Genomic DNA, 25,733 nt, shown 5'->3' with positions numbered 1-25,733 from the left:
CGGGGGATGCGCATGGAACTGCAGGCGTTCATTTTTGATGTGGATGGCACGCTGGCGGATACGGAGCGGGATGGGCACCGCGTGGCTTTCAACGCCGCCTTTGCCGAGGCAGGGTTGGACTGGCACTGGTCGGTGGAGCTCTACGGCCAGCTCCTGGCCATCACCGGCGGCAAAGAGCGCATTCGCCACTTCGTCCAGACCTGCCAGCCGCCCCTGCCTGCCGGCGAAGACCTGACCAGTCTAATAGCCCGGCTGCACCAGGCCAAGACCCGCCACTACACAGCTCTGTTGGCCCAAGGAGGGATCCCTTTGCGCCCCGGCGTCAAGCGCCTCTTACAGGAAGCCAGAGCCGCCGGGATCCGCCTGGCCATCGCCACCACCACCACGCCCGAAAACGTGACGGCCCTTCTGGAGCACACCCTGCCAGAAAGCCTGAGCTGGTTTGAGGTGATCGCTGCCGGCGATATTGTCCCCGCCAAAAAGCCAGCCCCCGACATCTACTGCTACACGCTGGAACAGATGGGGCTGCGCCCCCAGGAGTGCCTGGCCTTTGAGGACTCGGAGAACGGGCTGCGCTCGGCCCAGCAGGCGGGCGTCCCGGCCGTGGTGACAGTAAACAACTATACGCGGGAGCAAGACTTTTCGGGAGCGGCTTTGGTGTTGGATCACCTAGGGGAGCCTGGGCTGCCGTTTCAGGTGTTGGCGGGAAGGGCGGGATCCCACAGCCACTTTACTCTGGAGCTGGCTCGCCAAGTCCACGCTCAAGCCCTCGCCGGACAAGAAAAGTGACCCGAGAGCCCAATCTGCAACAGCGCCTCCGGGAGCACCTGCAGCAAGTAGCTCAGCCCCGCGATCCCGACTGGTCGCCTTTGGGCCATCGGCAGGTGGAGCAGTATGTCCAAAAACAGCTTTCCGAGTGCGGCCCGGTGGAGCCCTTCCCCTTTGAGGCCAATGGCTGCCAGCACCGCAACTGGATCTTGAAATTGCCGGGATCCCAGCCTGGCCGCAGGCCCATTTTAATCGGGGCCCACTTCGACGCCGCGCCTGCTACCCCCGGCGCCGACGACAACGCCAGCGGCGTGGCGGTGTTGCTGGAGTTGGCCCGCCATTTTGCCGCCGAGCCCGCCCCTTCCCCCCTGTGGCTAGTGGCCTTCGACCTAGAAGAGCGGGGCCTGCTAGGGAGCAAAGCCTACGCCCGCTTTCTCAGACAACAGCGCCAACCCCTGCGGCTGATGCTCTCTCTGGAGATGCTGGGCTACCGGGATCCCACGCCCGGATCCCAGCGCTACCCCGCCGGCCTGGAGCGGCTCTACCCCGACCGGGGAGATTACATCGGTCTCATTGGCAACTGGCCCGCCCTGGGGGATCTGCTTAGGCTGCAGCGCGGTTTTCAGCAGGTGGGGATCCCGTGTTGCTGGCTGCCAGCCGGCCAGCGGGGTTTGTTCCTGCCGGTTACCCGCCTCAGCGACCACTCCCCCTTTTGGGATGCGGGCTACCCTGCGGCTATGGTGACCGACACCGCCTTTTTGCGCAACCCCCACTACCACAAGCTGAGCGACACCCTCGAGACCCTAGATCTTGCCTTTTTGAGTGGGGTCTGCCGCGGCTTGAGGCAGGGTCTTGGATCCCTCTAGGCCGTGAGATCCCTCGATTCCCAACTCCCCTCTCCCTCTGGGAGAGGGGCTGGGGGTGAAGGCCAGCGGCGCGGGGCGCTTGGGCAGGCCTCCTCAGTACGGAGATCGCTCCAGGAGTTTCGCGATCCCTCGACTCCCGCTTGGGCGACAGAGGGAGATAATAGGCGGCATAGGCAAAGAGGGGAAAAGTTTGCCAAAAAACCTCCCTTAGCCTTTTGGGTCAAAACTTTCACAGGAGCCTTTTTCATGAATACCTTCGCCCAAGCCCCCAAAAAGTGCGTCTCTGCCGTTTTCAAAGAAGAAGCCAAAGTCCAAGAGTGCATCCAGCGCCTGCTCAACCGCGGTATCCCCAACGACCGCATCTCCATCATTGGCCGCAACTTTCAAACGGAAGCCAAAATTAGTGGCTTTATCACTCGCAAAGATGTGGTTCTCGATGGCTTGACCAGCGGCGCCATCTACGGATCCCTGTTTGGATCGCTGCTGGGGCTCCTCACGGGGGTAGGGGTGCTGTTTATTCCCTTTTTGGGGGCGGTGGTGGCCGCCGGGCCACTAGGAGCGGCGCTGCTGGGGGCAACCGGTGGCGCTCTCTACGGGGCGCTGGGAGCGGGGCTGGGATCCGCCCTCATTGCCCTGGGCATGCCACAGGAGAAGGCCGCCATCTACCAGACGCGGGTGCAGGCGGGCGAATTCCTGTTGGTGGTGCAGGTGCCGGAGGAAAAAGCGGGCGAAATCTACTTGCTGCTGCAAAGTGCCGGCGGCGAAGAGGTGGCCACTGCCGACTTGAACTTGCCCAGCGAGCCAGAGGGATCCCTGACTCCCGAAACCATCTCCCCCGAGATCCGCGCCGATCTCTCAGAAGAAGCCCAGCAAACCTTTGTGGAAGCCTATAACCAGGCCAAGGCAGAGGGCAGCCCGGTCACCCAGGCGCTGCTCAAGGCTTGGGAAAAGGTCAAACAAGTTTTCACAAGAGACGACAAGGGGATTTTCTCCAGGCGCAAACCCTAGGGGAGTGCTCTCAGGGGCAAGGACAGAGCTAAGTGTTTCTCCCTCGCTCTGGGTTTTCCGATTGCACCTCTAGCCTGAAGGTATCCTAAAAGCCTTAACCTGATTTCGTAGGGGTGAGCTTATGGCTGCGAGCGATTTCAAGGACTACTACCAGATCCTGGGCGTCAGCCGAGATGCCTCTTTAGAGGAGATCAAGCGCGCCTATCGCAAGCTGGCTCGCCAGTATCACCCCGACGTCAACCCCGGCAACAAGGCGGCCGAGGAGCGCTTCAAGCAGATCAACGAAGCCTACGAGGTGCTCTCGGATCCCGACAAGCGGCGGCGCTACGACCAGTTTGGCCAGTACTGGCAACGGGTGGGCAGCGGCGCGGCGGCGGGGCCGGGCATGGAGGGATTTGCCCAGTACGCCAGCTTCGAGGACTTCATCAACGAGCTGCTGGGCCGCATGGGATCCCGCCGCGGCGGCTTCCAGGGCTTCACCACGGGGTTTGGGCCGTTTGTCTCGGTGGATCTGCCAGGGCAAGACGTAGAAGCCACGCTGGGCCTCACCTGGGCAGAGGCCTTCCACGGCACCCAAAAGCGGCTGAGCGTGGATGGCGAAACCCTCACCATCCGCATTCCTCCCGGCGCCAAACCGGGCAGCCGCATCCGCGTCAAGGGTAAAGGCCAATATAGCCCCTTTGGCGGGCCGAGGGGGGATCTCTACCTCACCCTGGAGCTGCCCCCGCACCCCTTCTTCCGCTTCGACGGCGACAACCTGCTCTGCGAGCTGCCCATCACCCCTGACGAGGCGGTTTTGGGCGGCACAGCGGAAGTCCCCACCCCCACCGGTCGGGTGCAACTGAAGATCCCCGCCGGCGTCGATAGCGGCCAGACCCTGCGGCTGCGCGGCCAGGGCTGGCGGGATCCCCAAGGGCAGCGGGGCGACCTGCTGGTGCGGCTGAAGGTTGTCACGCCCAAATCCCTCTCCCCCACTGAGCGGGATCTCTACGAGAAGCTGCGGCAAAATCGGAGCTGGGATCCCCGCGCCTACTTGCAGGAGGTGAGGCTATGAGCTTGGCCATTGTGCGGGTAGAAGAACGGCTCTACACCTTTGAGCAGGCCAGTGAAGTAGCCGGGATCCCGACCCACCTGCTGGAGTGGCTGCTGTTGCAGGGGCTGGTGGAAGCGCAAAGCAGCTACCTCACCCCCCAACAACTGCGGCGCCTGCTGCAGATGATCCGCCTGCATCGGGACTTGGGCCTCAACTGGGTTGGGGCGGCCATGGTTTTGGATATGGCCCAGGAAATTGCCCGCCTCAGGGCGCAGCTACACTACTACCGCGGAGGCTAAGCAGCCCAAGCCTCCATCTCCCTTAAATCCCGCAAGTCAGGAGAACTTCTCTATGGAACAAGTCGTCCGACGCAGCCAAGTGGTGGGCCTGCTGGCCCTGGATAGCAGCACTGCCACGGCCCTGGGCACTGTCGAAGAAATCTGGGTCGATGGACAAGGGCGGGTCTGCTACTTCACCAGCCAGCAGGGCTACACCCCCCTGGAGCAAATCTCTCTCATCGGGCCGGACGCGCTGCTGACCTACTCCACCGTCTTCGCCACTCCGGCAACGCCGCTTAGCTCCCTCTACCGGCGAACCGTGCGTATTGGGGATCAGCCGGTGGGCTGGATCGAGGATTTTCTCTTCGATTGGGAAACCGGAACGATTGCCGCCTACATCCTGGGGGGCAGCATCGCCGAGCCCTGGGGAGGGCGCGCCGTCCTGTTGCCGGAGGATGTAGAGGCCATCGACGTAGATGCCGTGGTGGTCAAGGAAGATGCGCCGCAGCGCCTCAAATCAGAAACTGAGGGCCTAAAGAACTTTTGGAGCGAAAAGTCTCGCCAAGTCAAGCAGCTCATCCAGCGCATGGGGGATCGCCTCAAATCCCTGGTCGGCCCCCAGGATCCGCCGGAGGTGGTGCGCGTCAAGGTCAAGCAAGTGCGGGACGAGCTGGCCAAAGGGGGCAAGTTCGACCTCTCCCTGCTCGATGAGGCGGCAGAGTTTTTGCAGCAAAAATGGACAACCTGGCAGCAGCGCCTTAGCCGCGCCGCCCAGCGCATGCAAGCTGCCCTCCAGGCCGCCTGGGAAAAGCTGACCGAATGATGCTCCAACTCCCCTCTCCCAAAGGGAGAGGGGATGGGGGTGAGGGAATAGCCCTAGCTGACAGAGGGCAGGTTTTTCCGCTAGGATTAAAAATCGCTGTCAATGCTCGGATCAGGTTGCAAGACCCCTAGGGGCACCTGTACGGCAAGGAAAAGGCATGACCTACGCAATTGTGGAAACCAGTGGCAAGCAGCTTTGGGTAGAGCCAGGGCGCTTTTACGACGTCGATCGCCTGCCCGGCACAGAGGAAAACAGCCCCTTGGCCCTGTCCCAGGTGTTGTTAATCAACCACGAGGGACAGGTGACGCTAGGGCATCCGTATGTTCCCGAGGCAGTGGTCAGGGCACGGGTCTTGCAGCACCGCCGCGGCAACAAAATCATCGTCTACAAGATGAGGCCGAAGAAGGGAACCCGCAAAAAGAGAGGACACCGGCAGCCGCTCACCCGCGTGCTGATCGAGTCCATCGAACTCAACGGCACAACCCTGGCCACGGCCCAGTCTGCTCCGCCATCCACTTCTGAGGCGACCACTGACACCACAGGGATCCCAGCGGCGGAGGAATAGATCCTAAACTCAGGATCCCAACTTATCTTTGGCGACGACACAGTTGCAGAGGAGGCGTTATGGCTCACAAGAAAGGAACCGGCAGTACCCGCAACGGTCGCGACTCCAATGCCAAGCGGCTGGGGGTGAAGTGCTTTGGCGGCGAGCTGGTGCACCCTGGCTACATTTTGGTGAGACAGCGGGGCACCAAGTTTCATCCAGGGGTGAACGTGCGCCGCGGCGGCGACGACACCTTGTTTGCGGTGGCCACCGGCATTGTTACCTTTGAGCGCTACGGCAAGTGGCGGAAAAAGGTGAGCGTCTACCCGGTTGAGGCGGCTGCCCAATAGGCAGTGAGCTTCCCGTTCTGGCTGGGCAACTGGGCAAGACAGCTCAACTGGTTCCATTCCTCAGCCTGCAGCTGGGCAAAGGGGGGATCCTGGCTTGGCCCAATCCCAATCCTGTGTGGAGCGCCTGTGAGATCCAGGGCTGTGCGGGTGTACTTGTTTCGGGGAGTGGGGTTGCTCCACCTTATCGCTGGGGTGGCGTACCTCTACTGGCGCATCAGCGAGGGGCTGACCGGTCTGGGATCCCTTCTGTTTTGGGGGGCAGAGCTGTACGTTTGGCTGGCGGCGGTGGGCTTTATCCTCAGCCGCTATCCCCAGGTGCCGCAGGAGGGGGTGCCCGCGCCCGAGGTGCTGCGGCGGGCGTTTTTTCAACTGCCGCGGGTGGACGTGCTGGTGCTGCGCCAGCGGGATTCCGTGGAAGCGACCCGGCAGACGGTGCTCTCGGCCCTGCGCCTGGATTACCCCTGGGAGCGGCTGTTTGTCCATATTGTGGATCGGGTGGAAGATGCGGAGATGGCTAAAGTGGCGCGGGCCATCCCCTGCGAGTACTGGTCTTGCCCAAGCCCCACGACCGATCCCCTAGCCTACATGCTGGGATCCGGCCAGCTCCAGGGAGAATATCTGCTCCTGCTGCATCCCGGCCATTTTGTCGAGCCGGATTTTTTGTGGCAGACGTTGCCCCTGTTTTACGACTTTCCGGAGCGGGCCCCGATTGCCAATGCCACCGGCTTTGTGCAGGCAACGCTGCGCACCCTGGGCCAGCCCAGGGCGGTTCACCCGCTGCAGCAGCTTTTGGCGGTGGGATCCCAGGGCTACCAGGCGGCGCCGCTGCTGGGATCTGGCTGTCTCATTCGGCGGGCAGCTTTGGAGGGGATCCCGCAAATCGACATTCGCCGCCCTGTGCAGTTGGGGTGTCAGATGCACTGCCGCGGCTGGCAGTCCCACCTAGTGCGCCCAGCCCAGGTCACTGGCATTTTGTTGCCGTTGCGCAACCGCCGCGTCGCTCTGCTGGCGGTGTTTTCTGCCCTGCGGGAAAACCCCTTCTGGAGCAAGCCCACCACGCAGCAGCAGCGCTTTCAGTACCTGTGGCTGGCCCTCTGGGCTGCGGGCGGGGTGGCGGAGCTGGCCTATTTGGCGGTGCCCATCCTCTTTCTCTGCACAGGCTGGATGCCGGTGCCGGCCTTTGATAGAGTCTTCTTTGCCTGGTTTCTTCCCTACGCCCTGCTGGGGCGCCTCACCTGGCTGTTGGCTTTTCCCCCGTCGCTGTGGGGAGCGGCGTGGCAGTCGGAGCGGCAGACGGGCAGCCAGTTTTTCCAGTCCATCCAGGCGCTGGTGCAGGCGGTGCGGGGGGTGCCCCCCTACCCCGAACAGCCGTCCCAGCTTTCCCTCGGCCCGCAGGCGCTGGCTATTGTGCTGACGTTGTTGGCCATGGGGGTGGGATCCCTGCGCTTTGCCGGCAACTGGGATCCAACCTGGCCAGAGCTGCTGTTTGGCCTAGTCTGGGCCTTCTACAACCTGATGGTTCTAACGGTGCGCCCGGACGATCACGATTTTGCCGGCTTTGCCTTGCGTAGCCACAACCCGGCAGCGGAAGAAACAACAGATGCGCTCTCCAACTCCTAGGGCTGCCAAGCCAGGCACACGGCAAAGCCAAATCCCCCTATTATTCCGCTGTTGCATGGAGAGCATAGAGAAAATGGCCGGCTGCCCCGGCGGAAGTGGTCAACAGCTATGCTGGAAGAAGGATAGGATAGCTAGATCGGCAGAGGTTGCCCCTGCCTTTCCGGGAGGTGTACGGAGGGGGAGGGGCGATCCCTGGCCGAGCCGCCCTTGTGGTTTGCAGGATTGAGCGTGGTCTTCTAGCTTAAAAACAACACCTCTGTGGAGTCAGAAAGACCCCCCCTTCGACTGTTTCCCCTGGGCACGGATCCCCGCCGGCAGGGCTGTGCCTACTGGCTGGAGATGGGATCCCACCGCTTGCTCCTCGATTGCGGTTTGCCTGCTTCCTCCCTCTTCAAGGCCCTGCCAGGGATCCCGGATGCGGTGATCTGCAGCCATGCTCACTTTGACCACCTGCAGGGGCTGCCCGCCTTTTATCGTCGCTACCCGCAGGTGCCTATCTATGCCACTCCCCTGACCGCCCACTTGGCGGGCGGCCTGTGGGAGCGGGGCGTTTGGCCGGGCTACGACCGGGAAATTCGCTTTCCTCCCTTTCGGGCACTGCCCTTTGGCCAGGCACGAGAGATCCTGCCCCATCTGATGCTCACCTTTTTCACAGCCGGGCACCTGCCGGGAGCAGCGGCAACCCTGCTGCAAAATACCCAGACCACTCCGGCCCAAACCTGCGTCTACACCGGCGACTGTTCCCTGGCCTCAACCCGCTTTGCCCCCGGCTTGGATCTCACCGCTTTGCGCCATTGGCAGCCGGACGTGCTGCTCATCGAAGCCTCGCTGGGATCCACTCGCCATCCGCCCCGTCGCCATCTGGAAAACCGCCTGCTGGAGCGTCTGATCAGCGCCTTGGCAGCAGGGCAGACGGTGCTGTTTCCGCTGCCGGTGTTGGGGCTGGGGCAGGAGCTGCTCTTCCTCCTCAAAGCCCACCACCGCTTTACCCAGGCTTCCCAAGAGCTGACCGTGTGGGTGGCGCCGGGGCTGGCGGCAGGCTGCAACCTCTACGAACGCTTGCTCCCCTACCTGCCGGAGCCGGTGCGCAATTTCGCCACCTATCAGCCCTTGTTCTGGGAAGACCGCCTGCAGCCGCGGGTGCAGCCCCTCACGGAGGCGGATCCCCTGCCCCAGGGCCTGTTGCTGTGCGATGCCGATGCCGGGCCTGAAGCCTGGGATCCCATCTGGTCGCGCTTGCTGGCCCAGCCGCAGCGCTCCTGTCTGCTGGTGCGGCTGCCGGAAGTGGAGCTGGCCACCCCCTTTGACCAATGGCCAGCGCCGCTGCGCTCCCGCATCGGAGTGGAGTGGCTGGCTTGGCACAGCCACAACGACGTTGGGCATCTGACCCAGATCGTCCACACCTTTCGCCCCCAACATGTGGTCTTGGTGCACGCCAGCCCCCAGCAGGCGCAGGATCTGGCGGATCTGCCGGAGCTGTGCAACCGTTACCATGTCCACTGCCCCCAACCCGGCCATTGGTTGGAGCTGCCCGACGGCCGCCTGCAAACCCAAGTCAAGCCGTCAGAATTTCCCAGGGATCCCGCCTTGCGCTACGAGGGGGAGGTGGAAGAGATCTGGCAGGAACAGGGCTCGCCCCGCGCCTTGGCCGGCGTACAGGTACGGCTGCCCCCTCAGATTGCCCAGGATCCCCGCTGGGCCGCCTGGGCTGAGACTGGCTTGGTGGAGGCCCGCTGGCAGGGATCCGAACTGGTGTTGCGCGGCCTTTCGCCGCGGGAGCTGATCCGCCCGGCAGGGGCCGCCCCCGCACCAGCAGGAATCGTGCCGCGTCCAAAACAGCCTTCTGCCTCCACCGATAACGGTGGCAGAAAGTGCCAGAACTGCCGCTTTGCCCGCCAGATCTTAACCTCACAAGCCCAAGCCTTTCGCTGCGACCAAGAGCGCTCCCCCCTCTACCGCCTCCGGGTGGATCCGCAAGGAAGCTGTCCCTACCATCAGCCGCTGGAAATCCGCTCTTCCGGTTAGTCAGCCCCCGAAGCCCCAGCAGCCCAAAGGCTAGAATGGGGCCAGTCGCGGTACCCACCATGCTTGAGCAACAACCCTGGGCAGATCGTCGCCAGGGGCTGGTCGGATCCCTGGAGCGCCCTACCACACCCCACCTGCCCGTGGTGCAAATGGTCGGGGTGAACAAAGTCTACCCACTGCCGGAAGGCAGCTTTCAGGCCCTCTACGATATCGACTTGGCGATCGAGGCAGGGGAGTATTGCGCCATCATGGGGCCCTCTGGCTCCGGCAAGTCCACCCTGATGAACCTCATGGGCTGCCTGGATCGGCCCAGCTCAGGGCGCTACTGGCTGGACGGCGTGGAAGTCTCTACTCTGACGGATCGGGAGCTGGCCCGGATTCGCAACCAAAAGATTGGCTTTGTCTTCCAGCAGTTTCACCTCCTGCCCCTCTTGACGGCTCTGGAGAACGTGATGCTGCCCCTGGCCTACGCCGGGATCCCGGAGCCAGAGCAACGCCGGCGGGCCAAGCAAGCTTTAGAACAAGTGGGCTTGGGGAGCAAGCTGCACCAGCGCCCGGCTCAACTCTCCGGCGGCCAGCAGCAGCGGGTGGCCATCGCCCGTGCCATCGTCAACCGGCCACAACTGTTGTTGGCTGACGAGCCTACAGGAGCCCTGGACAGCCGCACCGGCCAGGAAGTGCTCAACCTCTTTGCCGAGCTGCACCGCCAGGGCATTACCCTTGTCGTGGTTACCCATGACCTGGAAGTGGCCCAGGCCGCCCAGCGCATCATCCGCGTTGCCGATGGGCATTTGCTGGTCTAGGCTGCGATCCAACGGGGGCCTATCGGGAACGAGCCGGCTTGCGCTAGCCTAAACGCAACTGAGCGCTCGGCCAGTGAGGATCGGCCCATGAAATTGATCGAAGATATCATCCGATTTTTGGAGACCCGCCTAGAGGAATTCCTCAAAGCCCACCCAGAGATCGAGTTGCAAGCCCTCGACGAGCAGTTGCGCCAGCAGGAAGAAGAAACTCGACGGCTGCGGCAGGAAAGCTTGGCCCAGAAGCAAGCCCTGAGCGAAGCTCTCGCCAAGCTGGGCGAGGAGATCAAGACCTGGCACTTTCGCATCGAAAAAGCCGAGCGGGCCAACCGCCCCGACCTGGCCGAAGGGGCGCGTCGACGGGAAGCCGAGCTTTTGGAGAAAGGAAGCCGGTTGTTCAACCAAGGGAAGGCTCTGGAGGAGAAAATCCAGCAACTGGAAGCTCTGCTGCCGCAAATTGCCCGGCGCCGCCAAGAGGTGAAAACCAAGCTGCAAGAAGTCAAGGCCGCCCAAGCCAAAACTGCCGCCGAGCCGGCTTGGGGCTTCAGCCCCTGGGGAAAACCGTTTGAGGAAGATAAGTTGGAGGAGGAATTTCGCCGGCTGGAGATGCGGCTAGAGGTAGAGAAGGAATTGCATGACATGAAGAAAAAGGTGGGGGAACAGCAGCGGCGGTAGCAGCCTGGCCTGTGTCTAAAAAAACTCTGTTAACCTCGAATCCAGTTGCAACAGCCGAACCAAAATCAAGCTGGGTGGAACCTACGATTTGCGCTCTCGGTCTCAAGAGCCGGAGCGAAATCGTTTCGGCAACTTTCTCGGCCACCGAACGAGAAGGAAAGCCCCTCTTCTCCACCAAGAGTGGTACGCTATTGGGCATGAATGAGCTCTATCTAAATCACCCTACATTTGGTTTGCTCTACGGCCTGTGTCGGGTTAACGAAGGTGAGGCCATCTTCACCACCCTTTATGCCCAACGGCTGTTTTTTCGGGTCTACTTCAAGCCCCCCGCTGACGACGACCCCTCTGCTCTGGAAGAATTGGTCTTTGACCCGATTAGCCGCAACGAAGCCCGCCAGGTCATCGAAGAACAAATGCGCCTGTTGCGCCGCGCCAATCGCAAAGACGAGCTGGAGCACCTGCAGTTGGTTTACAAACGCACCTTCTCTTGACCTAAAATTGCGACAAAAAGCGCAGGTCGCTGCTGTAGAACAGGCGGATATCTTGAATGCCATGTAAGAGCATGGCCACCCGCTCAACGCCGATCCCTGCCGCAAAGCCGGTGTAGCGCTCCGGGTCATAGCCGACCGCCTGAAATACATTGGGATCCACCATGCCGCAGCCAAAAATTTCCAGCCACTTGGAGCCAAAACGCACATCCATCTCGGCAGAAGGCTCCGTGAACGGAAAATAGCTGGGCCGGAAGCGGGTTTCTCGCTGACCCAACAGGCGAGTGACAAACTCCTTGAGGGTGCCCTTCAGGTCGCAAAAGGTGAGGTTCTGGCCCACCGCCAAGATTTCCATTTGGTGAAACACAGCCGAGTGGGTGGCATCGACACTGTCGCGGCGCATCACTCGCCCGGCATGCACAATGCGCAGGGGCGGCTGGTGTTGCTCCATATAACGCACCTGCACCGAAGAGGTTTGGGTGCGCATCAGATAGCCCTTTTCCAAATAGAGGGTATCCTGCATGTCCCGCGCCGGGTGGTCGGCGGGGGTGTTGAGGGCCTCGAAGTTGTAGTACTCTGTCTCGATCTCCGGGCCGTGGACCACCGTGTAGCCCATCCCCACAAAGATATCGAGCATGCGGTCGATGGTGGCCTGCAAAGGGTGAATCCGCCCTAGAGGCCGGCGCGGCCCCGGCATAGTGACGTCCAGCCGCTCCGCCTCCAGGCGAGCCTGGAGCTGAGCTTCGGCCAGGGCCCGTTTGCGCTCATCCAGCCTAGATTGCAGGGCCTCTTTGAAGGTGTTGGCCAAAGCGCCAATGGCAGGCCGTTCTTCCGGGGGCAGCTTCCCCATGCCCCCCAAGATCTTGGAGAGCTTCCCCTTCTTGCCCAGATAGTCGATGCGGATCTGCTCCAAGGCGTCCAGATCGGCGGCCTGCGCCACCTGGGCAAGCGCCTCACCTTGGAGGGTGAGAAGCTGTTGGCGAAGCGTGTCTCGTTCGTCTTGCATGGGGAAAGTTCATTCGCACATTCGCGTCAGCGTTGCCGAGCAGCCGGCAGACAAGGATCCCTATTGGACATGTAGCGGGCCGCAGTTGCTTTCTCCCAAAGTATCATCTTTCACCGACGGCGCCGAGATTGGCAAGGGATTCTCTTCCCACCTACTGCAGCAGCTCCGCCTGCCAATCGACAACCTTGCGAAAGCGAAAAGGGCCGGCCACAGCTCCCCACACCTGGCGGTGGGTAACCGGATCCATGCCGCGATCGTGGCTGCAAAACTCGTTCTCGCTCAGGTGCAAGGTGGTCTGCAAATAGGTGGTTTGACCGTTGCGCACCACGCAACAGCGGCAACCCGGCTCCGTCACGCCGACAAAAAGGGATCCCTGCCTCTTCACCTGCACATCACACCCCGGCAGGTAGGCCAGATCGGCAGCGCTCAGTTGGCTGAGTTGCTCCGCCCTCCCCCGAGCACACCCCCGCCACCGCTGCGGCTGCAGAGGACGGTAGTTGCGGATCACGATCCCGTCCCCCACTTGAGTGAGTTCCACCACTGCCTGACGATAGGGCTCCTCCAAATGGCCGCTGTAAGCCTGCTCCACATAAAAGCCGATTCCCCCCAGCACAGCAGTTGGCAAGGGGCGATAGGCCACCCGGATCGAGGCAAAAAAAGGTGGGTTCTCCCAGGCTTGCTCTTGGTTGCTGAAGTCTCCCGCCAGCCAACGTGCCATCTGCAACAGCTCAGGGGAAGAGGTGGACTCCAACCAGTTCGACATAACCACGCATCCAGAAATACCGTAGGGACTTATACCGAAAATCCCAGGCGGTCGATGAAAACCTGCTCAGATTTTCCCCTAACCTCTGCTCTGCCGAGGAGGTTCCACAAATGTTAAATTATGTATCCTTTATGAGAAGGTTTGCGTGGATACTGAAGCGGGCTTGCCTCTTGGCCGAAAGCCACAATCACGGTTTATATTTTTCTTCATGTCGTAAAGCTGTGTAAAGTAACATTTTTTTCTGTAAAAACTAAGGCCCTGAAGGATGGAGAGAAGAGGGCGGGATTGCCCGTCTGGATGAGGATCCAAGACTTTTTGCGGCAAGTAAAGTCCCTTTACATTTTTTGATTCAATCGCTCCCTGTCCTCGCGATAGAAAAAGACTGGAAACAAGGCGAGCCAGATTTTCCTCATCTGTCCAGTTCAGGTTGTCGGCAGTGGAGGATCTTTAAGAAGCGGGATCCGTTGACATGTGTCGGCAAGCGGCTTCGCCTGCGAGGCCGTTTGACTGGAGGTGGGTCGAGGATTAGCTTGCCCATCTTGTTTCTACGGGCTTTGATCCCGTGGGCAGGTCTGTTGGGACAAGGAGCTGTGCCAACGGTGCCGGTCGGCATCAGGGATCGGGGCATTGCTGCATTCCTGGCTGGCGGGAGCTTCCACTTCCGCGGCAGGGAGTGACGATTCATAACCTCTTTTGCTTTCGCTAGGAGATTTAAAGCCATGAACGATGTATTTGGCAAAGTTGTTGCGCAAGCTGATTCCAAAGGCGCTTTCTTGGGAGAAAACGAGTTTGCGGCTCTGCAGCAGGTGATTGCCGAGGGGAACAAGCGCTTGGACGCCGTGAACCGCCTCACCAGCAACGCTTCTAAAATTGTGACCGATGCCATCCGTCAGTTGTTTGCCGAGGAGCCCAATTTGAACGCTCCCGGCGGCCCTGCTTATCCCAGCCGCAACGTGGCCGCCTGTATGCGGGATATGGATATCATCCTCCGCTACATCACCTATGCAGTGGCAGCCGCTGACCCCAGCGTGCTGGACGAGCGCTGCTTGAACGGCTTGCGGGAAACCTATCAGGCGCTGGGCACCCCTGGCAGCTCTGTGGCCAACGGCATTCAAAAAATGAAAAAAGCTGCGGTGGCGGTGGTGAGCGATCCCAACGGCATCACCCGGGGTGATTGCAGCGCTTTGATCGCCGAAATCGAGTCCTACTTCGATCGCGCCGCTGCTGCCGTGGTCTGATAGGGCCGGAATCTCCATCGCTTTGCCTGGAACAGTCGGATCCTAGGGTGAAGGCCGCCGTGGAGTTCAACTCGGGTTGGCCTGGGATCCCTGAGAAGACAACCTTTTTTGCAGTCATTTTGCAGTTAAGCCGCTTTTGCAGTGTTGGATTTTTGCGTTGAGCTTAAGTAAAGGAGCGTTTTGAATCATGCAAACCCCTATTGTCGATGCCATTGCTACCGCGGATAGCCAGGGGCGCTATCTGAGCAACAGCGAGTTGCAGGCCATCAACGGCCGTTTTCAGCGGGCTGCCGCCAGCATGGAAGCTGCCCGTGTCCTGAGCAGCCGTGCCGAAGAGCTGGTGCGCGGCGCCACCGAGGCCGTCTATGCCAAGTTCCCCTATACCACTCAGCCTGGGGGACAATGCCACACCCAAGCGGGCAAAGACAAGTGCGCCCGCGACGTGCGCCACTACCTGCGCTACATCACCTACTGCTTGGTAGCCGGTGGCACCGGCCCGTTGGACGAGTATCAGTTGGCCGGGATCCGCGAGATCAACGCCGCTTTTGAACTCTCCCCCAGTTGGTTTATCGAAGCGCTACGCTACATCAAAGCCAACCATGGCCTGACGGGGCAAGCGGCCACCGAAGCCAACACCTACATCGACTACGCCATCAACGCGCTCAGCTAGGTTCTGCAGCTTGGGATCCCCCAAAAAGGTGGCCAGCCCGGCGCTTGAGGGGGATAGCGAAGAAAGGTTGTCGAGGGCAACGGTGGCGAGAAAGGGATCCCTTTGGCCGGTTGGGTCTGAGGATCTCTCCCCCAGAGGGAAAAGCGCCGCTGTTGCTCTCGCTTCAACCCCATATTTGTGCTGCTGAGGGTTGTTGAGTTGAGAGGTGAACCCAAGCAGCCTTTTCAAGCTTTTTTCAAAGTTAATCCAGCCAGTTTCATCATGAGGAATTAACATGAGTGGAATCACAGCGGCAAGCCGAATGGGGATCCGGGGCATTACAGAGACGACTCCCTTAGAATTGCGCCCTAATGCCAGCCAGGATCAGCTCAATGCGATCCTGCGGGCCATCTATCGCCAGGTGCTGGGTAACGATCACCTGTTTGGCGCAGACAGGAAGGAGCTGGCCAGTGCGGAATCGCTGCTACGGCGGGGCAGCCTGACGGTGCGGGAGTTTGTGCGCTTAATCGCCAAGTCCGAAGCCTACAAGAGGCGGTTTTTGTACCCTAACTCCCAGACCCGCGCCATCGAGCTCAACTTCAAGCACCTGCTGGGGCGAGCTCCCACCAGCCCTAAGGATATTGCCCGACACCTGGACATCTACCACGCTGGGGGCCACAGCGCGGAGATCGATTCCTACATCGACAGCCCAGAATACCTGGAAGCCTTTGGCGACAACATCGTCCCCTATCCGCGCGGGTTTGAATATCGCAAGGCCCATACCACCCGCGACTTCACCAACCTTTTTGCCCTCTACGGGGGCTACGCCAACAACGACCGTTCCCAGGGGCGCAGGCCGCGCTTGATGGTACCCCTCGCCACCGGCTTTACCCCGGCCATCCGCCGCATCGGGGTGCGGGGGCTGCTGCCCCCCAGCCCCATTACCAAACACTTGGGGCCGCCAACGGGCCAGTCCGATCGCATGTTCTGCATTGAGGTGACGCGGCTGCTTAACCCGCCCTCGGCCCTGGCCACCTCCAGCCGGGTGCGCAAATCCAACCAGCAGATCTTTGTCTCTGCCGATCAGCTCTCGGCGACGATGCAGCGGCTGCTCAAGTCGGGCGCCAAGATCGTCAGCGTCCGCAGCGCTTGAGGCCTCTGCAGGCGCTCTGGCCTGTTGATGCTATGACCACGGCTGTTCCTTCAGATCTCCCTCCGGCCGCCGACCTCACCCCCGCTGGCCAGATCGCCAAGCTGCGCCATGGGGATCCGGGGGAACGTTACTACGCGGCTTGGTGGCTGGGGCGCATGCGCATCCCCGAAGGGATCCCGGCCCTGATCGAAGCCTTGGCCGATGAGACAGATCGCACCACGCAGGGGGGATATCCGCTGCGGCGCAACGCCGCCCGTGCCCTGGGCAAGGTGGCCTCCCCTGCTGGGATCCCGGCTCTGAAAGAGGCTTTACGCTGCTCCGATGGCCAAGTGGTGGCAGCAGCAGCTCAGGCGCTGGTGGAGATCGCCCTAGCCAATAATCTGGATCGGGATCCCAGGCAAGCCGAAGAGCTGGGAGTGGCGTTGCTCGAAGGGCTGCGCTGGGTGGAGCAGGGTCTGCAGACAGAAGCGCCTGCCGCCTTGGAGGCTTTGATCGAGGCGCTTGGACAGTTGCAGGTGGCTGCCGCCCTGGGGCAGATCCGCCCTTACCTAGAGCACCCCTCAATTCGCCTCCAATGCGCGGCAGCGCGGGCCTGTTACCGGCTGACAGGGGATCCCACTTTTGTCCAACCGCTACTGTCGGTGTTGAGCCACCCCAACATCCATCTGCGGCGGGCTGCCCTGCTGGATCTGGGGGCCAGCGGCTATCTGCCGGCGGCCCAAGCCATGGCAGCGGCAGCGGTGGAGGCCAATATCAAGCTGCTCGCCCTCAAGCAGTTGGTGGAGCTGAACCTCAGACGGGGAAAAGAGGCCGGCACCGACCTGCACCAGGTGCTACGGCTAATCGACGAGCTGCTCTAATTCTCTGGATAGGGAGACGACCTCGACCCAAAGTTGACACCCAACTGCTTATTTTGTTAATTCCGATACAGAATAAAATTGGGTCTTACCCTCTGAGCTGCGCCGAGGAAGCCGAAGCTGTTGTCTAACGGCTCTCAACAAGCTGGCTCAGGGGCGTCGCTTTCTTCCTCAGCTCTTTAAAGATCGCCGCAGTCTATTTGGGGGAGTCTTCCTATGCAACTGACCTACCGGGGCATTGCCCACGACTTTGTCCCTTCTGCCCCCGCAACCTGCCAGCGGCAGGAGGTGCCAACGCGCTACCGGGGCCTGGCGTGGAGCTGGCCAGCCCAATCGGCGGTTGTGTCGCTGCCACAGTTTTTTGCCTTGAGGTATCGAGGCCTTGTCCTCAATCCGGCGGCGAAGGCAGCGAGCAGGGTGCCGGCGGCTATTTCCCCGCGCAAGGACTTTATAACCTTGGTCGAAGAAACCCATCGGCAAAACCTGCTGCGGCGACTACAAGAGCGCATTCGCGCTGCCCAGGCCCGCGGCGACGAGCATCTGTTGCGGCAACTGGAGCAGGAGCGACAACTGCTGGCCTGAGCTCTGCCTTGCCCTCCCTCCAGAGGTCGGGAGAATCCGGGATAATGGTGCTGCCCTATGCCGAAGCGAGGGGGGTAGCGGCTGTGAGCCTGTGGGTGAATCCTGGGAAGATTAGGGCATCCCGACAGTTGCCCATTGCCAAGGCGGCGGTGGGGAGCTAGGGGTATGAAAGAGTCTGCCCCGCGAATCCCATCCGCCGCGTCTTCTCCACCCCGTTCCTTGCTCTCGGTAGCAGGGCTGGTGGCAGGGGCCACGCTGCTCAGCAAGGGCATGGGGTTTATCCGTCAGGCCCTAATCGCGGCAGTCTACGGCTCGGGGACAGAGTACAGCGCCTTTAGCATAGCCTATGTCCTGCCTGGCTTTTTGTTGATCTTGCTGGGCGGGATCAACGGCCCCTTTCACAGCGCCATCGTCAGCGTGCTCAAAAAGCAGCAGCCGGGAAGAGAGGATCCGGCCCGTTGGCTAGAGTCCATTTCTACCTTGGTGGGCTGCCTGCTCTTAGCGGTGACGTTGGGCCTCTGGTGGGGAGCCGACTGGGTGGTGCGCCTGAGCGCACCAGGGGCCAGCCCCGAAGTGCATGCTCTTGCCGCCGAGCAGTTGCGGATCATGGCGCCGCTGGCCTTGCTCTCGGGCTGGATTGGCATTGGCTTTGGGGCGCTGAATGCGGCCGAGCACTACCTCTTGCCCGCCCTTAGCCCGTTGATCTCCAGCTTGTCAGTCATTGGGATCCTGCTCGCGTTGGGATGGACGGGGATCCCGACGTTGCTGGCCTGGGGGGTGCTCATCGGGGCCATCGCCCAGTGGTTGGCGCAGGTGCCGCTGCAGCAGCGGCTGGGGCTGGGGCGGCTGCGGCTGCGCTTTGAGTGGGGATCCCCGCCGGTGCGGGCGGTGGGCCTGCTGCTGTTGCCGGCGGTGATCTCCTCCGGCATGATCCACATCAATGTCTATGTGGATCTCTTTTTTGCCTCCTTCGTGCCCGGGGATCGCACCATCGGCAACTTGGGCTATGCCCAGCTTTTGGTGCAAACCCCCCTGGGGATCCTCTCCAACATGGTGCTGGTGCCCCTGATGCCTCTCTACGCCCAGCTGGCGGGGGATGGATCCCGCTGGCCGGAGCTGCGCCAGCGTATCCGCCAAGGGCTGATGGTGACGGCCATCCTCACCCTGCCCCTGGCGATGGTGCTGGTGGCCCTGGCCGAACCTATCGTTCAAGTAGCCTACCAGCGCGGTCGCTTTACGCCGGAGGTGACCCAGGAGGTGGCGGCCCTGCTGATGGCTTATGGGCTGGGGATGACCTGTTACCTGCTGCGGGATGTGCTGGTGCGTATCTTCTACGCCCTGGAGGATGGGGCTACGCCCCTGCACATCAGCGGCCTGGCCATCGGCCTCAACGCCCTGCTGGACTTCCTGTTTTTGCCAACCTTTGGAGCACCGGGCATTGCCTTGGCCACGGCAGGCGTTAACCTGATGGCTCTGATTGGGCTGGGGATCCGCCTCCACCAGCGCTTGCCGGAGATCCCCTGGCAGGAGATGGGGCAGGCCCTGCTGCCGTTGCTGGGGATCACCGCCTTGGCCGGGGGCCTCAGCCATTGGCTGTGGACGCAACTGCGCTCCCACGAGATTCTCGGCTCTTCTCTAATCACCGCCGCCCTCTGGGCCGGTCTGGCCGCCGGCATCGGTCTCAGCTTGTTTGCGGCAGGGGCCCTGTATCTGCGGATCCCGGAAGTGAACTGGCTGGCAGCCCAGATCCAGACGCGCCTGAGCAAGATTGCCAGCCAGCGATCTCCATCCAGATCCTAGGCAGGCCCGACTAGCTGATGGCTTCGAGGTAGTCTCGCACTCGGTTGCGCCGCTTCGGCTGCCGCAGCTTTTGCAGGGCTTTGGCCTCGATTTGCCGTACCCGCTCCCGCGACAGATCCAAGGCGCGGCCAATTTCCGCCAGCGAGTAGGTGCGCCCATCCCCCAACCCAAAGCGCATGCGGATCACATCCCGCTCGCGGCTGGTGAGATCTGCCAGCAACTGCTGTAGATCGCGATGCAGGGCCTCCCGCATCATCGTCTCTTCGGGGGAGATGTCGTCGGTTTCCAGCAGATCCCCCAGCTCAGTGTCCTTGTCTTTGCCCACCTTGGTTTCCAGAGAAACCGAGCGCGGCACCCGCACCAGCAGCTCCCTGACCTGGGGCACCGTCATCTCCAGCTCGGAAGCAATATCCTCAATGGTGGGGGTACGGCCTTTCTCCTGGGAAAGCTTGCGCTGGGCTTTTTTGATCTTGTTCAGCTTCTCGGTGATGTGAACGGGCAAGCGGATAGTGCGGCTCTGGGTGGCGATGGCGCGGGTGATGCCCTGCCGGATCCACCAGTAGGCGTAGGTGCTGAAGCGATAGCCCTTCTTGGGATCGAACTTCTCCACCGCTCGCTCCAGGCCCAGCGTGCCCTCTTGGATCAAGTCCAGCAGCTCCAGGCCGCGATTTTGATATTTTTTCGCCACCGACACCACCAGGCGCAGGTTAGCTTTGATCATGTGCTCTTTGGCGCGCTTGCCAATTCGCTGGATCTGCTGTAGCTTCTCGGGGGTGAGGTTGGCCCATTCGGGGTACTGGTTGGCCCTAGCTGCCCACTCGGCCAGAGTTGGCTCCCGTCCCAACTCTTTCTGCAGGCGCAGGCGCACATCCAAAAGCTTCATGTAGTCTTGGACTCTTTGGGCCAGAGCCACCTCCTCATCGCGACCCAGGAGGGGAACACGACCGATCTCCTGCAAATAAAGGCGCACCAGATCGGTGGAGCGGCGAGCTGGCTCCTCTTCTGCAAACTCGCTCTCGGCCAGATCTACCTCTGCTTCCTCAGCGGGATCGAGGAGATCGCCATCCAACAAAATGTCGTTGAGCTCAGGTTCGTAGTTAGACATGTAAGGTATTGCTGAAACAGCGACAGAGGCAGGCAAACCAAAAGGGCAGGACTGGGAGGAAATCTCTAAGGCTGGTGTCTCCCTGGAGCGGTTGCTTTGCGCCGTCATCGCTCGAGTGGGGCAGGCACCCTCCTCCTCAACCCTCGCTGCAGAGCTCTGCCCTCTTAAAGGAGGCTACCCTGGAAAGGGAGAGAGACAAGAGTCAGTAAAGCAGAAGCCTCTTATCATAACTTATTATAGTTGCACTTCCCAGCCGAGAGGCACGAGATCCGGCGTAGCCTCCCCTCCTCTTGAACTGCCACTGAGGTTGCTGAAAAGCGCACTGCCCTCCAAGGGGTTTTTTGCCCATGCGAGCTACAAAGCGATAGAGGTGGCAACTCGGTTTTTCTTTGGAGGAGGGGGCGGCCAGCTCCTCTGAGAAGTCTAAACTGGTCAGCAGGCGTGTAAACTAGCATTCCATGAACTGCTTTCTTGCCAAGTCTCCTTCTTTCTGGTCAGGAGAGAAAGCCCCGATCGCAGTTGCGCCGCCCATCAACTTTGGCTCTCTATCCGAGGCACGTGCGGCAGTAGCCGCCTCTTCTTCCTTGCAAGGGGAGACAATTTCAACGCTACTGCTTACGGTCTTGCTGGCCATCGGCCTGTTCTTTTTTCTGCGAGCCTCTGGCAAAGACCGCGTCGAAGCTCGTCTCTATTTTAGCAGTCGCAACCTGGAAGAAATGGGATCCCTTCTCCGAAAGCACCTGGAGGGGCGCGCCTATCGCTTGCAATCTGCTGACCCGGAGGGGATCGCCACCTTTGTGGGTCAGGCGCGGGCCAGTGTGGGGTTGGCTGTTTTTTTGACGGGGCTGGCGGGGGCAGGGCTGGCCTGTTTGGCCCTGGTGCTGCAGATGCTGCAGCCGGCTTGGGGAGCCTGGCCTTGGACGCTGCTGCTGGCCTCTCCTTGGGCGGGCTGGTACTACTGGCGGCGCAGCCACCGCCCGCAGCAGATCCGCCTGAAGCTGCAAGAGGCCGCTCCGCCCCCCGGATCCCACCTCTGGGTGGAGGGGCAGCGGGAGGAGCTGGAGGTGCTGGCCGCCACCTTGGGGCTGGAAGAACGGGATCCGGAGCGAGGATAGACCTAGAGCTCCTCGGGGTAGAGGGAGGTCGGGATCAGGGATAGTTGATCCCCAGCCTTGGCATCGCAGTCGGGTATCCCGCGGGAATTGGATTCTTGCTTGAACCGTTTCTTGGGGTTGTTTGAAGAAGGGCGGCTTTTCCCCTGGCTGCGCAGGCCGAGGCCGATGCGGCTGTGTTGTTCCACCAGGGCCAGCACCTGTTTGGCCCGCTCGATCACCGGCTGGGGCAGGCCGGCCATGCGCCCCACCTCGATGCCGTAGGAGCGGTCGGCTCCGCCAGGTTGCACCTGGTGCAAAAAGATGATGCGATCCCGGAGCTCTTTGACCACCACCTGGAAGTTGGCCACGTTGGGCAGCAGGGTTTCCAGTTGGTTGAGCTCGTGGTAGTGGGTGGCAAAGATCGTGCGGGCGCGCACCTGGGTGGCCAGGTACTCGGCTACGGCCCAGGCAATGGAGAGGCCGTCGAAGGTGGCGGTGCCGCGGCCAATCTCGTCCAAAAGCACCAGGGAGCACTCGCCGGCGTGGTTGAGGATGTTGGCCGTCTCGTTCATCTCCACCATGAAGGTGGACTGTCCCGTGGCCAGGTCATCGACAGCGCCGATGCGGGTAAACACGCGGTCACACAAGCCCAGCTCCGCCCGCCTTGCCGGCACAAAGCTGCCCATCTGGGCCAGGATCTGGATGAGCCCGATCTGCCGCAAATAGGTGGATTTGCCCGACATGTTGGGGCCAGTGAGGACAATCAGATCCGGGCCGTGGGGGGATCCCAGGCGCACCGAGTTGGGGACAAATAGGCCCTGGGGCAAAGACTTCTCCACCACCGGATGGCGCCCTTCCTCGATGACTAGGCGGCGGTCGGTCGTGATTACGGGACGGGTGTAGCCCTGCTGCACAGCCACTTCCGCCAAGCCAAACAGGGCATCGACGGCGGCCAGGGTCTGGGCCACCTGGCGGATGGCGGCAGCTTGGGATCCTGCCTCTTGGCGCAGGTGCACAAACAGCTCGTATTCCCGCTGGTTGATCTCAGTCTGAGCGGTGAGGACGCGGGCTTCTTTTTCTTTGAGCTCAGGGGTGATGAAGCGCTCTTCGTTGGTCAGGGTCTGCTTGCGGATGTAGTCTTTTGGCACCTGCTGGGCCTTGGCGCGGCTGATGCTGATGTAGTAGCCGAAAGCCTTGTTGAAGCCAACTTTGAGGGTGGGGATCCCAGTGCGCTCGCGCTCGGTTTTCTCCAACTGGGCAATCCACTGGCGGTCTTGCTCCACCTGCTGCCGCAGCCTGTCCAGCTCGGCATCTACCCCAGGTCGGATCAACCCCCCTTCGGTGAGCACAGGGGGAGGGGAGGGCAGGAGGGTGTGCTCGATGCGGCGGCCCAGGTCAACCAGGGCGGGATCCACCTGTTGTAGGCTCTGCAGGAGGGGGGTTTGGGCTTCGGCCACCAGCTCGGCCAACTGGGGCAGTTTGCCCAAAGAGGATCCCAGGGCCACCAGCTCGCGCGGGTTGGCGGTGCCGGAGGCGACGCGGTTGGCCAGCCGCTCCAGGTCGTAGAGAGAGTCCAGCAGGGATCCCAGGCGGGTGCGCAGGGAGGGGCTTTCCAAGAGCTCCTGGATGGTGTCTTGGCGGAGGCGGATTTGCTCTGGATCTCGCAAAGGCTGCAACAGCCAGCGGCGTAGGGTGCGTCCTCCCATGGCGGTGCGGCTGTGATCCAGCACCCAGAGCAGGGATCCGACAAAGGCCCCCTCGCGGATGGTCTGGGTGAGCTCCAAGTTGCGGCGGGTTTGGGGATCCAAGATGAGGTAATCCGTCAACTGGTAGGTGCGAGGGGGACGTAGGAGGGGATGGCCCCCCTGGGGAGAAGGCTGCACCAGGTTCTTTTGCGTCTCCTCCAGGTAGTGCAAGAGCCCTCCCGCCGCCCGAATTGCCAGGGGCAGCCCCTCGCAGCCCAAGCCCTCCAAAGAGCGCAGGCCATAGGTCTGTAGCAAGTTTTCTCGAGCCACCGCCAGCTCAAAGGGCTCCGCCGGGCGCAGGGTATAGGTGTACTGGCCGGGCAGGCCCAGGGGAGCTTGGGGATCCCCAGGCCGAATTAGGCCCAGGCCCAGCCCTTCCTCGGTGGGCAGCAGGATCTCCGCCGGCTGCAGCCGGGCCAGCTCCTGTTCTAGCTGCTCTTGCCCCTCGCTCTGGCAGACCCAGAACTCGCCGGTAGAAATGTCGGCGTAAGCCAGGCCCCAGGGGGTTTGCTTGGAGCCTCTCAGGCGGACCACGGCGGCCAAGTAGTTGTTTTGCCGTGCCTGCAGCAGCTCCTCTTCGATGACCGTGCCGGGGGTGATGACCCGCGTCACTTCCCGCCGCACCAAGCCTTTGGCCTGATCCGCCGGCTCCATCTGGTCGCAGACGGCCAGGGCGTAGCCTTTGGCCACCAACTGGGCGGCATAGCGGTCGAAGGCGTGGTAAGGGATCCCGCACATGGGCACCCGGCCAATGGCCCCTGCCTCTCGCCCGGTGAGCACCAGCTCCAGCTCCCGCGACACCAGTTGCGCGTCCTGGAAAAACATCTCGTAGAAATCCCCCAGGCGGTAGAGCAGAATGGCGTGCGGGTATTGCCGCTTCAGCTCCACGTAGTGCTGCATCATGGGGGTGAGCAGGGCGGGATCCACCTGCAGGGCATCCCAAGTGGTCTCAGCAGAAGAAGCCATGGCACCAATGCTTGCAAGAGGGGGCCAAATTCAGGGTCCATCCAACCCAAGCTAACCGGCTTGGGCCATTCTATTTGATTTGAGATCTTCCCCCCTCTCCCTCCGGAAGAGAGGAGATTACCAAGCGGCGCCATAAAGCCCCGCCCTTTAGGTCAGGGATATAAGGCGCAGATTGTTTTATCTGATAAGACCCAGAATAAAATAGATTCATGTTAGTCAGGGAAGCCAAACTCCTCAACGGGACGCCAAAGCAGTATCAAGCTTTGGACGAAGCCATCCGCACCGCACAGTTTGTGCGCAACAAATGCCTGCGCCATTGGATGGACAATCGGGGGGTAGGGAAGAAGCATCTGTATGCTTTCTGCAAAGACTTGGCGAAGGAGTTCCCATTTGCGAATAAGCTCAACTCTGCTGCTCGGCAGGCGAGTGCGGAGCGAGCATGGCTATCGATTTCCAACTTCTACAGACGGTGCAAGCAGGGCGAAAAGAAGAAAGGCTATCCCCAGTTCAAGAAGCATTGCCGGTCTGTGGAATACAAGCAATCGGGCTGGAAGTTATCTGATGATGGCCTGTCTATCACCTTCACGGACGGGTTTGGAGCAGGGACCTTTGCGCTGTACTGCAATGGAGAAGCAAGACAGGATATCCTGAGCTCCAAAATCAACCGTGTGCGGGTGATCCGAAGAGCAGATGGGTACTATGCCCAGTTCTGTCTGGATGTAGACCGCAAGGAGCAAGGACAATACACAGGCAATGTTATCGGTATTGATCTTGGGCTCAAGCATTTCTACACCGACCAGAACGGCAATACCGTGAATTGCCCGAAGTTTTTGCGCCGCAGCGAGAAGCGGCTAAAAAGGCATCAACGCAAGTTGAGCAGGATGTTCGCAAAAGGGAGAAAACCGCAATCAAACAACTACCACAAACAGAAGAACCGAGTAGGTAGGATTGACCTCAAAGTCCAGCGCCAGCGTAGAGACTGGGCGATTAAGCTAGCCCGGTGCGTAGTGATGTCTAACGACATCGTGGTGTATGAGGACTTGCCGGTGAAGAACTTGGTCAAAAATCGTCATCTTGCCAAATCGATCCAAGATGCTAGCTGGTCGCTATTCACTCACTGGCTAGACTACTACGGCAAGGTGTGGGGCAAGGCAATCGTAGCAGTGCCGCCTCAATACACCACGCAGGATTGTAGTGGTTGTGGGCATAGAGTGGTTAAGACTCTGTCTACGCGAACTCATATTTGCCCCAAGTGTCTGCTTGTGCTGGATAGGGATCAGAATGCAGCTCTGAATATCCTGAAGAAGGGGCTAAGCCTTTTGGGGCTCAGCATCTTTAAGTTAAGCGTCTTAGGGTTGAAATGGCAAAACGGTACCTTAGGGCATAAGGGAACCGCTGCCCCCCGCCCCCCTGTGTCCCCCCCCAAAAAGGGGGGGGAACCCGGGGGCGGGGGGGGGGGAGGCGTGGGGGGGAGGGCACCGCCGGCGGGAGGGGGGG

25 protein-coding genes are annotated in these 25,733 nt (G+C 61.2%); 21 read left to right on the top strand and 4 right to left on the bottom strand.

Going from position 1 to position 25,733, the window contains the following annotated elements; translation table 11 throughout:
* Positions 1–12: 12 nt before the first annotated feature.
* From NW855_RS12845 to NW855_RS12785, 13 genes are all read left to right on the top strand, one after another.
* Positions 13–789, top strand: coding sequence for an HAD family hydrolase (locus tag NW855_RS12845; protein WP_011430872.1), 777 nt, complete (start codon positions 13–15; stop codon positions 787–789).
* Positions 786–1,634 carry a M28 family peptidase gene (locus NW855_RS12840; RefSeq protein ID WP_011430871.1) on the top strand — a complete coding sequence of 283 codons (849 nt, stop codon included), beginning with the start codon at positions 786–788 and terminating at the stop codon, positions 1,632–1,634. Before NW855_RS12845 ends, NW855_RS12840 begins: the two co-directional genes overlap by 4 nt.
* Positions 1,635–1,880: 246 nt before the next feature.
* Entirely contained in the window at positions 1,881–2,642 is a 762-nt protein-coding gene (locus NW855_RS12835) for a ChaB family protein (RefSeq protein ID WP_011430870.1), read from the top strand.
* A 121-nt stretch (positions 2,643–2,763) separates the two neighbouring features.
* Complete coding sequence (locus tag NW855_RS12830) at positions 2,764–3,696, top strand: DnaJ C-terminal domain-containing protein (protein WP_011430869.1); 933 nt, start codon at positions 2,764–2,766, stop codon at positions 3,694–3,696.
* Complete coding sequence (locus tag NW855_RS12825) at positions 3,693–3,974, top strand: chaperone modulator CbpM (RefSeq protein ID WP_011430868.1); 282 nt, start codon at positions 3,693–3,695, stop codon at positions 3,972–3,974. The genes NW855_RS12830 and NW855_RS12825 overlap by 4 nt, the downstream gene beginning before the upstream one ends.
* 52 nt (positions 3,975–4,026) lie before the next feature.
* Entirely contained in the window at positions 4,027–4,776 is a 750-nt protein-coding gene (locus tag NW855_RS12820) for a photosystem reaction center subunit H (RefSeq protein ID WP_011430867.1), read from the top strand.
* Positions 4,777–4,933: 157 nt separating this feature from the next.
* The gene (gene rplU, locus NW855_RS12815) at positions 4,934–5,341 is read left to right on the top strand and encodes a 50S ribosomal protein L21 (RefSeq protein WP_011430866.1); all 408 of its coding nucleotides are present in this window, start codon (positions 4,934–4,936) and stop codon (positions 5,339–5,341) included.
* 59 nt (positions 5,342–5,400) lie between these two features.
* Positions 5,401–5,670, top strand: coding sequence for a 50S ribosomal protein L27 (gene rpmA, locus NW855_RS12810; protein ID WP_011430865.1), 270 nt, complete (start codon positions 5,401–5,403; stop codon positions 5,668–5,670).
* Positions 5,671–5,796: 126 nt separating this feature from the next.
* Positions 5,797–7,290, top strand: a complete 1,494-nt coding sequence (locus NW855_RS12805; protein WP_099813010.1) for a cellulose synthase — start codon at positions 5,797–5,799, stop codon at positions 7,288–7,290.
* Between the two features lie 258 nt (positions 7,291–7,548).
* Positions 7,549–9,315, top strand: coding sequence for an MBL fold metallo-hydrolase (locus NW855_RS12800; RefSeq protein WP_099834821.1), 1,767 nt, complete (start codon positions 7,549–7,551; stop codon positions 9,313–9,315).
* Positions 9,316–9,374: 59 nt separating this feature from the next.
* Positions 9,375–10,118 carry an ABC transporter ATP-binding protein gene (locus NW855_RS12795; protein WP_011430862.1) on the top strand — a complete coding sequence of 248 codons (744 nt, stop codon included), beginning with the start codon at positions 9,375–9,377 and terminating at the stop codon, positions 10,116–10,118.
* A gap of 87 nt (positions 10,119–10,205) precedes the next feature.
* Positions 10,206–10,790 (top strand): TIGR04376 family protein, encoded by a 585-nt coding sequence (locus NW855_RS12790; protein ID WP_011430861.1) that lies wholly within the window; start codon positions 10,206–10,208, stop codon positions 10,788–10,790.
* 197 nt (positions 10,791–10,987) lie between these two features.
* Entirely contained in the window at positions 10,988–11,281 is a 294-nt protein-coding gene (locus NW855_RS12785) for a PipX family protein (protein WP_414402825.1), read from the top strand.
* A 1-nt stretch (position 11,282) separates the two neighbouring features.
* Here NW855_RS12785 and pheS read toward each other — a convergent pair whose 3' ends face one another.
* On the bottom strand, positions 11,283–12,284 hold the full coding sequence (gene pheS / locus NW855_RS12780; protein ID WP_011430859.1) for a phenylalanine--tRNA ligase subunit alpha: 1,002 nt from the start codon (positions 12,282–12,284) through the stop codon (positions 11,283–11,285).
* A gap of 151 nt (positions 12,285–12,435) precedes the next feature.
* On the bottom strand, positions 12,436–13,047 hold the full coding sequence (locus NW855_RS12775) for a chromophore lyase CpcT/CpeT (protein WP_041438454.1): 612 nt from the start codon (positions 13,045–13,047) through the stop codon (positions 12,436–12,438).
* Positions 13,048–13,766: 719 nt separating this feature from the next.
* Between NW855_RS12775 and NW855_RS12770 the strand changes: the two genes are divergently transcribed.
* The 6 genes from NW855_RS12770 to murJ all read left to right on the top strand — a co-directional run bounded on the left by NW855_RS12770 (position 13,767) and on the right by murJ (position 19,326).
* Complete coding sequence (locus tag NW855_RS12770) at positions 13,767–14,285, top strand: phycocyanin subunit beta (RefSeq protein ID WP_011430857.1); 519 nt, start codon at positions 13,767–13,769, stop codon at positions 14,283–14,285.
* A gap of 187 nt (positions 14,286–14,472) precedes the next feature.
* Positions 14,473–14,955: a phycocyanin subunit alpha gene (locus NW855_RS12765; protein WP_011430856.1), complete on the top strand. Its 483-nt coding sequence runs from the start codon at positions 14,473–14,475 to the stop codon at positions 14,953–14,955.
* Between the two features lie 274 nt (positions 14,956–15,229).
* A complete protein-coding gene (locus NW855_RS12760; RefSeq protein WP_011430855.1) occupies positions 15,230–16,087 on the top strand; it encodes a phycobilisome rod-core linker polypeptide in 858 nt (285 codons plus the stop codon).
* Positions 16,088–16,119: 32 nt separating this feature from the next.
* Positions 16,120–16,947: a HEAT repeat domain-containing protein gene (locus NW855_RS12755; protein ID WP_099813014.1), complete on the top strand. Its 828-nt coding sequence runs from the start codon at positions 16,120–16,122 to the stop codon at positions 16,945–16,947.
* A gap of 213 nt (positions 16,948–17,160) precedes the next feature.
* Positions 17,161–17,526 (top strand): DUF4278 domain-containing protein, encoded by a 366-nt coding sequence (locus NW855_RS12750; RefSeq protein WP_414402824.1) that lies wholly within the window; start codon positions 17,161–17,163, stop codon positions 17,524–17,526.
* 165 nt (positions 17,527–17,691) lie between these two features.
* Complete coding sequence (gene murJ, locus NW855_RS12745; protein WP_011430852.1) at positions 17,692–19,326, top strand: murein biosynthesis integral membrane protein MurJ; 1,635 nt, start codon at positions 17,692–17,694, stop codon at positions 19,324–19,326.
* A gap of 10 nt (positions 19,327–19,336) precedes the next feature.
* On the opposite strand, the gene sigC is transcribed toward murJ, so the two are convergent.
* Positions 19,337–20,440: an RNA polymerase sigma factor SigC gene (gene sigC / locus NW855_RS12740; protein ID WP_041439130.1), complete on the bottom strand. Its 1,104-nt coding sequence runs from the start codon at positions 20,438–20,440 to the stop codon at positions 19,337–19,339.
* A gap of 449 nt (positions 20,441–20,889) precedes the next feature.
* On the opposite strand from sigC, the gene NW855_RS12735 reads away from it, so the two are divergent.
* A complete protein-coding gene (locus NW855_RS12735) occupies positions 20,890–21,546 on the top strand; it encodes a cofactor assembly of complex C subunit B (RefSeq protein WP_099813015.1) in 657 nt (218 codons plus the stop codon).
* Between the two features lie 2 nt (positions 21,547–21,548).
* On the opposite strand, the gene mutS is transcribed toward NW855_RS12735, so the two are convergent.
* Positions 21,549–24,236, bottom strand: a complete 2,688-nt coding sequence (gene mutS / locus NW855_RS12730) for a DNA mismatch repair protein MutS (RefSeq protein ID WP_414508848.1) — start codon at positions 24,234–24,236, stop codon at positions 21,549–21,551.
* 209 nt (positions 24,237–24,445) lie between these two features.
* Between mutS and NW855_RS12725 the strand changes: the two genes are divergently transcribed.
* A partial coding sequence (locus NW855_RS12725) for an RNA-guided endonuclease InsQ/TnpB family protein (protein ID WP_414508847.1) occupies positions 24,446–25,733 on the top strand: 1,288 nt, incomplete at its 3' end.

Source organism: Synechococcus sp. RC10B2 (assembly GCF_047502635.1).
This window is presented reverse-complemented; position numbering and strand designations above follow the sequence as displayed.

Bases quoted from the DNA above. Each gene is read 5' to 3' on its own strand.
- NW855_RS12845 (WP_011430872.1), top strand. From the start codon at position 13: ATGGAACTGCAGGCGTTCATTTTTGATGTGGATGGCACGCTGGCGGAT.
- NW855_RS12835 (WP_011430870.1), top strand. From the start codon at position 1,881: ATGAATACCTTCGCCCAAGCCCCCAAAAAGTGCGTCTCTGCCGTTTTC.
- NW855_RS12830 (WP_011430869.1), top strand. From the start codon at position 2,764: ATGGCTGCGAGCGATTTCAAGGACTACTACCAGATCCTGGGCGTCAGC.
- NW855_RS12825 (WP_011430868.1), top strand. From the start codon at position 3,693: ATGAGCTTGGCCATTGTGCGGGTAGAAGAACGGCTCTACACCTTTGAG.
- NW855_RS12820 (WP_011430867.1), top strand. From the start codon at position 4,027: ATGGAACAAGTCGTCCGACGCAGCCAAGTGGTGGGCCTGCTGGCCCTG.
- rplU (WP_011430866.1), top strand. From the start codon at position 4,934: ATGACCTACGCAATTGTGGAAACCAGTGGCAAGCAGCTTTGGGTAGAG.
- rpmA (WP_011430865.1), top strand. From the start codon at position 5,401: ATGGCTCACAAGAAAGGAACCGGCAGTACCCGCAACGGTCGCGACTCC.
- NW855_RS12795 (WP_011430862.1), top strand. From the start codon at position 9,375: ATGCTTGAGCAACAACCCTGGGCAGATCGTCGCCAGGGGCTGGTCGGA.
- NW855_RS12790 (WP_011430861.1), top strand. From the start codon at position 10,206: ATGAAATTGATCGAAGATATCATCCGATTTTTGGAGACCCGCCTAGAG.
- NW855_RS12785 (WP_414402825.1), top strand. From the start codon at position 10,988: ATGAATGAGCTCTATCTAAATCACCCTACATTTGGTTTGCTCTACGGC.
- pheS (WP_011430859.1), bottom strand. From the start codon at position 12,284: ATGCAAGACGAACGAGACACGCTTCGCCAACAGCTTCTCACCCTCCAA.
- NW855_RS12775 (WP_041438454.1), bottom strand. From the start codon at position 13,047: ATGTCGAACTGGTTGGAGTCCACCTCTTCCCCTGAGCTGTTGCAGATG.
- NW855_RS12770 (WP_011430857.1), top strand. From the start codon at position 13,767: ATGAACGATGTATTTGGCAAAGTTGTTGCGCAAGCTGATTCCAAAGGC.
- NW855_RS12765 (WP_011430856.1), top strand. From the start codon at position 14,473: ATGCAAACCCCTATTGTCGATGCCATTGCTACCGCGGATAGCCAGGGG.
- NW855_RS12760 (WP_011430855.1), top strand. From the start codon at position 15,230: ATGAGTGGAATCACAGCGGCAAGCCGAATGGGGATCCGGGGCATTACA.
- NW855_RS12755 (WP_099813014.1), top strand. From the start codon at position 16,120: ATGACCACGGCTGTTCCTTCAGATCTCCCTCCGGCCGCCGACCTCACC.
- NW855_RS12750 (WP_414402824.1), top strand. From the start codon at position 17,161: ATGCAACTGACCTACCGGGGCATTGCCCACGACTTTGTCCCTTCTGCC.
- murJ (WP_011430852.1), top strand. From the start codon at position 17,692: ATGAAAGAGTCTGCCCCGCGAATCCCATCCGCCGCGTCTTCTCCACCC.
- NW855_RS12735 (WP_099813015.1), top strand. From the start codon at position 20,890: ATGAACTGCTTTCTTGCCAAGTCTCCTTCTTTCTGGTCAGGAGAGAAA.
- mutS (WP_414508848.1), bottom strand. From the start codon at position 24,236: ATGGCTTCTTCTGCTGAGACCACTTGGGATGCCCTGCAGGTGGATCCC.